Below are 7,806 nucleotides of genomic sequence, written 5' to 3'. Positions count from 1 at the left end.
AAGACGGTGGCGTATGGCCCCTATTCCGGCGGCAGGGCACGCCAGCGGCAGCCTTCGCGGAAACGGTGCACGATGCCGCCGATCCCCCGCCGGTCGTCCACGCGCCGCGGCCCGGTGTGGACCATCGCCGGATGCGGCTCGCTCGCCGCCCACGGCACGTCGCTCAGCCCGAACAGGCGCGACACGGTCCATCCCCCCGCCGTTGGGCAGGGCGAATCATCGCACCGTTCCCACGGCAATTGGGCGCAGAGCCTAACCCCGGCGGTAGGGATAGCAGCGGATCCGGTCCAGGGAGAGGCCGAAGTGCTGGCCGAGGTCCCGGATCGCGTCGCCGTGCTCCGGGTAGGGATCGCCGTTCCCCTGGCCGACGATGATCGGATCGAAGCCCCGGTCCTCCCGGCCCGTGGGCGGGAGCATCGCCGTCACCAGCGCGGTCCCCTCCTCGTCCCGCAAGGTCAGGAACATCGGCATGGTGCGGCGGATGTGCGCCGCGCGGCCGATGTCCTGCTCGATGTAGGGCCCCGGCGTCGGCCGGTAGGCCTGCGCCGCCTGCTCGTACGCCCGCCGGAAGTGCTTCTCGACGGCATGGCGCATGAGCTGCGATTCCTGCGCGGCCTCAGCCTCGGTCTCGATCAGGAACCAGGTCTTCCGCCCCGCGGCGTCGCAGACGAACCGCATGACCCCTCCACGCGCGGACCGATGGCCGCCGGCAGCCTAGAGCAGATCGCGGACGGCTGGGAACAGCCGGGAGCGGGAACCTGCCCCGCGGAACGACGGGCGGGACCCGTTGCCGCGGGCCCCGCCGAACGCAAACGGTTCTCGCCCGGCCGGGCGCCGGGCCGGGCCATCAACACTTCGCCGTCGCCGGCGCCCCGCGGCGGAGCGGCGGCCCCGCGCGGCCGGGCCGGCCCCGCCGCCGCGCCGCCGCGACGCCGGGGCTCCCGCGTCAGGCCCCGGGAGCGACGGCCCGCGCCGCCCCGGCGCCGCCCGCGGCGGCCCCGTCGAGGCGCGGCAGGATCTCGGCGCGGGCGCGGGCGACGTCGGCCGCGAAGTCGATCTCGATCCAGGGCAGGCCGGTCACGTCGGCGGCGCCGAACCGCTCCGGCGCGGCGAGGATCAGGTCGCGGATCGCCTCCTCGTATTCGAGATCGGTCCGCCCTTCGCGGAGGCGGGCGTCGCAGCGCTCGGCCAGGGCGGCGGCCATGGCGCCGGAGAAGCGGAAGAAGCCGACCGATTCGCCATGCCAGTCGTGCGCGTGCTCCGGCCGCTTGCGGAAGTCCACGATCCGGCCGCCGCGGAAGCAGACCTTCACCGGTTCCTCGCCGGGCTCGATCGCGCGGTCCACGAGCAGGACGTTCTCGCCGGGCGCGTCCAGCAGTTGCGCGACGATGCGCGGATCGTAGAGCACGTCGCCGTCCATCAGCAGCAGCGGACGGCCCGCGCGCAGCAGCGCCGACTGCGCCCAGAGCGATACCAGGCTCCCCTCCCGGTAGCGCGGATTGTGCACGCAGTGGACGCGGTGGCGCTCGCCGAGGCGCGTGACCTCCGCCTCGATCAGCTCCCGCCGGTGGCCGACGGTGATGCTGACCTCCTCGACCCCGCAGGCCCGCAGCGCCGCGAGATGGCGCTCGAGCAGCGTCCGGCCGCCGAATTCGAGCAGGACCTTGGGCCGGTCGCCGGCGTCGCCGAGGCGCCGTCCGACGCCGGCCGCGAGGATGACCGCGGCCGTGGGCCGCCGATGCTGCGACAATGGCTTCTCCCGAAGGGACGACACCTGTTAAGAGAACGCGAGTGGGGCGGCAAGCTAGTGCGCCGCCCGCGCACGCGTCCACTCCTGGAGACAGCAGCTTGGGCAAGGTCGTCCCGTCCGGCGGCGAGCGGGGTCCCGCCGGCGCCTCCCGCCCCGCCGCGACGCGCTTCGCGGCGCTGCGGCGGGAGATCCTCTCGCCCTCCCTCTCCTTCCTGATGGAGGCGCACGACGGGCTCTCGGCCAAGATCGTCGAGGAGGCGGGGTTCCGCGGCATCTGGGCCTCGGGCCTGACGATCTCCGCCGCGCTCGGCCTGCGCGACAGCAACGAGGCGTCCTGGACCCAGGTGCTCGACGTGCTCGAGTACATGGCCGACGCCACCACCCTGCCGATCCTGGTGGACGGCGACACCGGCCACGGCAACTTCAACAACGTCCGCCGCTTCGTGCGCAAGCTGTGCGAGCGCGGCCTCGCCGGCGTCTGCCTCGAGGACAAGCTGTTCCCCAAGACCAACTCCTTCATCGGCGAGGGCCAGCCGCTCGCCGACATCGAGGAGTTCTGCGGCCGCATCAAGGCGGGCAAGGACGCCCAGCTCGACGACGACTTCGTGCTCGTCGCCCGCGTCGAGGCGCTGGTCTCCGGCCTCGGCATGGCGGAGGCGCTGCGCCGGGCCGAGGCCTACCGCCGCGCCGGGGCGGACGCGATCCTGATCCATTCCAAGCGGTCCACGGCCGAGGAGGTCCTCGCCTTCGCCAGGGAATGGGCGAACCGCGCGCCGCTCGTGATCGTGCCGACCATGTACTACGCGACGCCGACCGAGCTGTTCCGCGCCGCGGGTATCTCGACCGTGATCTGGGCCAACCACCTGCTGCGCGCGGCCATCGCCGCGATGCGCGAGACCGCGGCGCGCATCCTCGAGGACGAATCCCCGGTGCGAGTCGAGGGCCGGGTCGCGTCGGTGCAGGACATCTTCCGCCTGGTCGGCAACGCCGAGCTGGAGCAGGCGGAGCGGCGCTACCTCCCGGCGAAGCCCACGGCCGGCGCCATCGTGCTCGCCGCCGCCGGGGGCGAGCCCGGCGGGATGGCGAGCGGCCGCCCCAAATGCATGGTGGACATCCGCGGGCGGTCGCTGCTCGAGACCCTGGTCGGCACGCTGCGCGAGAGCGGGCTGCGCGCCGTCACCGTGGTGCGCGGCTACGGCAAGGAGGCGGTGCGGCTCGACGGCGTGCGCATGGTGGACAACGACCGCCACGCCGAGACCGGCGAGGCGTGGTCTCTCGCCTGCGCGCGCGAGGCGATCCGGGGCGAGACCGTGCTCGCCTACGGCGACGTGCTGTTCCGCCGCTACGTGCTCGATGCCCTGCTCGCGAGCGGCGCCGACGCGGTGCTGGCGGTGGATGCCTCCGCCCCGCGGCCGCGGCGGTCCTCGCCGAGCCCGCCCGACCTGGTCCTGGCCGACCGCCGCTTCTCGGGGCATTTCCTGGACGACGCGCCGGCGCATCTCCTGCGCGTGGCGAACGACCTCCCGCCGGAGGAGGCCTGCGGCGAATGGATGGGCCTCGCCCGCTTCAGCGCCCGCGGCGCCGCCTGGCTCGCGGAGGAGATCGCCGCGCTCGAGGCGGAGGGGCTGCTCGCGCGCGCCGACCTGCCGCTGCTGCTGACCCGCCTCGCGGCGCGCCATCCGGTGCAGGTGCTCTACTTCACCGGCCCCTGCTGGCTCGACGTGGACACCCTCGGCGACCTCGCCGAGGCCCGCAACTTCGGCTAGCCTCGGCCGCCATGATCGAAGCGAGGGACTTCTTCGCGGAGGCCGCCCGCGCCGGCTTCGACTTCTACACCGGCGTGCCGTGCAGCTTCCTCACGCCGCTGATCAACGGCGCGCTCTCCGCGCCCGGCCTCGCCTATGTCGGCGCGGCGAGCGAGGGCGAGGCGGTGGCGATCGCCGCCGGCGCCTGGCTCGCCGGGCGCGAGACCGTCGTGATGTGCCAGAACTCCGGCCTCGGCAACGCGGTCAACCCGCTGACCTCGCTGAACGAGCCGTTCCGCATCCCGACCCTGCTGATCGTCACCTGGCGCGGCGAGCCCGGCATCCCCGACGAGCCGCAGCACGCGCTGATGGGGCGCATCACGCACGACCTGCTCGCGGTGATCGGGGTCGCGCACGCGCCCTTCCCCGCCGCGCGCGACGCCCTCGCGCCGGCCCTCGCCGCGGCGACGGCGCGGATGCGGGACAGCGGCCTCCCCTTCGCCTTCGTCATGCGCCAGGGCGACGTGGCGGCGGAGGCGCTGCGCCCGGCCGAACGCCCGCTGCCGGCGCCAGGGCGCCGCGCCGATTTCCCCGCCGCCGGCGCGCGCCCGACCCGCGCCGCGGCGCTGGAGCGCTTCCTCGCGCTCGTCCCGGAGGACGGGGCGGTGATCGCCACCACGGGCAAGTGCGGGCGGGAGCTGTTCACCCTCGCCGACCGGCCGCAGCACCTCTACCAGGTCGGCTCGATGGGGGGCGCGAGCGGCATGGCGCTCGGCGTCGCGCTCAACACCCGCGCCCCGGTCTTCGTGCTCGACGGCGACGGCGCGGCGCTGATGAAGCTCGGCACCTTCGCCACCATCGGCGCCCATGCCCCGCGCAACCTCGTGCACATCCTGCTCGACAACGGCGTGCACGATTCGACCGGCGGGCAGCCGACCGTCTCGGCCTCGGTGGACTTCGCCGCCGTCGCGCTCGCCTGCGGCTACGCCTACGCAGCCGCCTGCGCCGGCCTCGACGGGTTCGAGGCCGCCTTCCGCGAGGCCACCTCCCGGCCCGGGCCGGCGCTGATCCATCTGCGCATCGCGCCCGGCTCGCTGGCGAAGCTCGGGCGGCCCACCGTGCGGCCGCCCGAGGTGGCGCGGCGCTTCAAGGCGTTCCTCGCCGGCGTCCGGGCTGCGGGACGGGACGCGCCGGCGGCCGCGTGACCCGCGCCGGCGCCGCCCTCGTCACCCTGCTGGTGGGGCTCGCCGCCGCCGCCTTCCTCGTCGCCGCCAACGACCCGGGCGAGATCCTGCGCCTGCTCGCCGCCGCCGGCGGGTGGGGGGTGCTCGCCGTCGTCGCGCTGCGCCTGCCGCAGATCCTGTTCGCCGCCCTCGGCTGGGCGCCGCTGATCGCCGATCCCGGGCGGCCGGGATGGGCCGCGCTGCTGCGGATGCGCTGGATCCGGGACGCGGTGAACGCCCTGCTGCCGGTGGCGCAGATCGGCGGCGACGTCGTCCGCGCCCGGCTCCTGGTGCGGCGCGGGGTCGGCGCCGTTCCGGCGATGGCGAGCGTGGCCGTGGACCTCGCGACGGAGCTGGCGGCGCAGGCCGCCTTCGCGGCGATCGGGCTGGCGGTGCTGCTGCGGCTGCCGCACCGGGACGACGCCGCCGGATGGGTGATCGCCGCGACGGCCGTCTGCGCCGCGATGGCATCCGGCTTCCTGGCGGCGCAGCGCTGGGGCCTGTTCCGCCTCGCGGAGCGGCTGAGGCCGCGGCGGAAGAGCGGGCCCGCCGCCCCGGCGCCGGCGCGGATGACGGGGCTGCACGCGGCGGTCCTGCACCTGCACCGGGCGCCGCGCCGGCTGTGGGCGAGCACGGCCGCGCATCTCCTCTCCTGGCTGCTCGGCACGCTCGAGGCCTGGGCGGCGCTGCGCCTGCTCGGCGTCGAGGCCGGACTCGCCGAGGCGCTGGTGATCGAGAGCCTGGGCCAGCTCGCGCGCAGCCTCGGCTTCCTGGTGCCGGCCGGGCTCGGGGTGCAGGAGGGCGGCTTCGTGCTTGCCTGCGGCCTGTTTGGCATCCCGCCGGAGCAGGCCCTCGCCTTCGCGCTGCTGCGCCGGATCCGCGACATCGCCTTCGGCCTGCCGGGCCTGGTCGCCTGGCGGTGGGAGGCGATGGCGGCGGCGCCGGCCGCCGTCGCCACCGCCGGACCCGCGGGGAGGACACCGCCGTCATGACCGATCCGATCCTGCTCACCCCCGGCCCCCTCACCACGCGCCCGGCGACGCGCCAGGCGATGCTGCGCGACTGGGGCTCGCGCGATCCCGCCTTCGTCGCCCTCACCGCCGAGCTGCGCGCGCGCCTGCTGGCCGTCGCGCAGGGCGAGGCGACGCATGTCTGCGTGCCGCTGCAGGGCTCCGGCACCTTCATCGTCGAGGCGGCGGTCGCCACGCTGGTGCGCCCCTCGGACCGGCTGCTGGTGCTCGTCAACGGCGCCTATGGCGAGCGCATCGCCGCCATCGCGCGGCGGCTCGGCCGCCCGGTCGCGGTGCTGCGCTGGCCGGAGCACCGCCCGGTCGAGCCCGTGGAGGTCGCCGCGGCGCTCGCCGCCGATCCGGGCATCACCCATGTCGCCCTGGTCCACTGCGAGACCACGACCGGCCTGCTCAACCCGCTCGCCGAGGTGGCGCAGGCGGTCGCCGCCGCCGGCCGCGCGCTGCTGCTCGACGCGATGAGCAGCTTCGGCGCGATCGCGATCGATCTCCGGGCGGTGCCGGTGACGGCGGTGATGGCCTCCGCCAACAAGTGCCTGGAGGGCGTGCCCGGGATCGGCTTCGCCCTGGTCGCGCGCGAGGCCCTGGCGCGCGCGGCCGGCGTCAGCCCCTCGCTCAGCCTCGACCTCCACGAGCAGTGGCGCGGCTTCGAGAAGGACGGCCAGTGGCGCTTCACCCCCCCGGTGCAGGTGGTGGCGGCGCTGGTCGAGGCGCTGCGCCAGCTCGAGGCCGAGGGCGGCCCGCCGGCGCGGCTCGCGCGCTACCGGGAGAACCTCGCCACCCTGCTCGCCGGCATGCGCCGCCTCGGCTTCGAGCCCTATCTGGACGAGGCGGTGCAGGCCCCGATCATCGCCACCTTCCGGGTGCCGACGGACCGCCCCTTCCGCTTCGCCGCCTTCTACGACGCCCTCGCCGCCCGCGGCTTCCTGGTCTACCCGGGCAAGCTGACCGAGGCCGAGACCTTCCGCATCGGCTGCATCGGCGCGGTCGACCGCCGCGACATCGAGCGGCTGCTGGCGGCCGTGGCGGAAGTGGCCGGCGCCGCGGCGGCGGCCTGAGCGGCCGGCGGCGGCCGGTCCGGCTCACTCGGTGCGGGCCGCGCGCGCGCCGCCGAGGCCGATCCACAGGGCGGCGAGCGGCGTGATCGCCGCGGCGGCGACCAGCGCCGGCACGGCGGCGCCGCACCAGACGAGCAGCGGCACGAACACCAGCGCGTCGTCCGGGTCGGCGTTGAACCGGTCGTCCCAGGCGCTCCACGGGCGGAGTTCCACGAGCTTCAGCGCGTTGAGCTGCCAGAACAGGGCGCCGATCCCGATCCCGGCGAGAACGCCGAGCAGGGGCCCGAGCAGGCCGAGCGCCGGCTGGGCGCCGAGGCCGATGCCGAGGAAGGCGGCGATGTTCGAGGTGCAGTCGCTCACCAGGTCGTAGCGGTGGCCGGCGACGCTCGAGCGGCCGGTCTGGCGCGCCAGCTCGCCGTCGGCGCGGTCGAGCAGCATGGACAGGAGGAAGATTCCGCCGCCGACCGCCGGCCAGAGCGCCTCGCCCTGCGCGAAGGCGGCCGCGGCGGCAAGCCCCGTGGCGAGGCGCAGGGTGGTGATGTGGTTCGGGGTGATCCGCGTGTGCGCGATGCGCCGGACCGCGGGCCGCACGATGCGATGGATCAGCGTATTGGAGCTCACGTCCTGCCCCTCTGTTCCGGCAGGCGGCCGGGCTGCGGGGCGCAGCGCCCGGGAGACCAGCGGCCAGCCCGATCCGACGGCCTTTAGAGCGGGTCTCGGCCTGCCGTGCCAAGCCGCGCGCGCGAATCCGCCTGACGGCCGGAGAGCCTGAGCTGACGCGACGGGGCGGCCAGTTTGGCGCAGGGTGAGGTGGCGGCGCGCCGTGCCGCCTCGGTCCAGATCGGCGCGTTTCGCAGGAGTCTCCGAGGCAGTCGCGCGGGCTGCGGCCTAGCGCTCGCGCGCGAAGAGGAGGGGGCCGATGTCGCTTCGTTGTCGTTCTGCTTTGTCGGCGTGTCTGTGGTTGCTTGCGGGGTGTCTGGTTCGGCCGGTGCTGGTTGGCAG

The 7,806-nt window shown here is 75.4% G+C and carries 8 protein-coding genes; 4 read left to right on the top strand and 4 right to left on the bottom strand.

The window, feature by feature from the left end:
- Positions 1 to 20: 20 nt before the first annotated feature.
- From K1J50_RS18025 to K1J50_RS18015, 3 genes are all read right to left on the bottom strand, one after another.
- Positions 21 to 185, bottom strand: a complete 165-nt coding sequence (locus K1J50_RS18025; protein WP_220116431.1) for a transposase — start codon at positions 183 to 185, stop codon at positions 21 to 23.
- 67 nt (positions 186 to 252) lie between these two features.
- The gene (locus tag K1J50_RS18020; protein WP_220119142.1) at positions 253 to 678 is read right to left on the bottom strand and encodes a hypothetical protein; all 426 of its coding nucleotides are present in this window, start codon (positions 676 to 678) and stop codon (positions 253 to 255) included.
- Between the two features lie 268 nt (positions 679 to 946).
- Positions 947 to 1,750 carry a phosphocholine cytidylyltransferase family protein gene (locus tag K1J50_RS18015; RefSeq protein WP_220119141.1) on the bottom strand — a complete coding sequence of 268 codons (804 nt, stop codon included), beginning with the start codon at positions 1,748 to 1,750 and terminating at the stop codon, positions 947 to 949.
- Positions 1,751 to 1,848: 98 nt separating this feature from the next.
- Here K1J50_RS18015 and aepX point away from each other — a divergent pair, with 98 nt between their 5' ends.
- From aepX to K1J50_RS17995, 4 genes are read left to right on the top strand one after another with little or no spacing between them, the layout of a single operon-like run.
- Positions 1,849 to 3,516: a phosphoenolpyruvate mutase gene (aepX, locus tag K1J50_RS18010; protein WP_255575444.1), complete on the top strand. Its 1,668-nt coding sequence runs from the start codon at positions 1,849 to 1,851 to the stop codon at positions 3,514 to 3,516.
- Positions 3,517 to 3,527: 11 nt separating this feature from the next.
- On the top strand, positions 3,528 to 4,700 hold the full coding sequence (gene aepY, locus K1J50_RS18005; protein ID WP_220119139.1) for a phosphonopyruvate decarboxylase: 1,173 nt from the start codon (positions 3,528 to 3,530) through the stop codon (positions 4,698 to 4,700).
- Positions 4,697 to 5,710: a lysylphosphatidylglycerol synthase domain-containing protein gene (locus K1J50_RS18000; RefSeq protein WP_220119138.1), complete on the top strand. Its 1,014-nt coding sequence runs from the start codon at positions 4,697 to 4,699 to the stop codon at positions 5,708 to 5,710. Before aepY ends, K1J50_RS18000 begins: the two co-directional genes overlap by 4 nt.
- Positions 5,707 to 6,804: a 2-aminoethylphosphonate--pyruvate transaminase gene (locus K1J50_RS17995; RefSeq protein WP_220119137.1), complete on the top strand. Its 1,098-nt coding sequence runs from the start codon at positions 5,707 to 5,709 to the stop codon at positions 6,802 to 6,804. The genes K1J50_RS18000 and K1J50_RS17995 overlap by 4 nt, the downstream gene beginning before the upstream one ends.
- Positions 6,805 to 6,828: 24 nt before the next feature.
- Here K1J50_RS17995 and K1J50_RS17990 read toward each other — a convergent pair whose 3' ends face one another.
- Positions 6,829 to 7,425: a CDP-alcohol phosphatidyltransferase family protein gene (locus K1J50_RS17990; protein WP_220119136.1), complete on the bottom strand. Its 597-nt coding sequence runs from the start codon at positions 7,423 to 7,425 to the stop codon at positions 6,829 to 6,831.
- Between the last annotated feature and the right edge of the window lie 381 nt (positions 7,426 to 7,806).

Origin of the sequence: Caldovatus aquaticus (genome assembly GCF_019458025.1) — a bacterium.
Lineage (GTDB): Bacteria > Pseudomonadota > Alphaproteobacteria > Acetobacterales > Acetobacteraceae > Caldovatus > Caldovatus aquaticus.
This window is presented reverse-complemented; position numbering and strand designations above follow the sequence as displayed.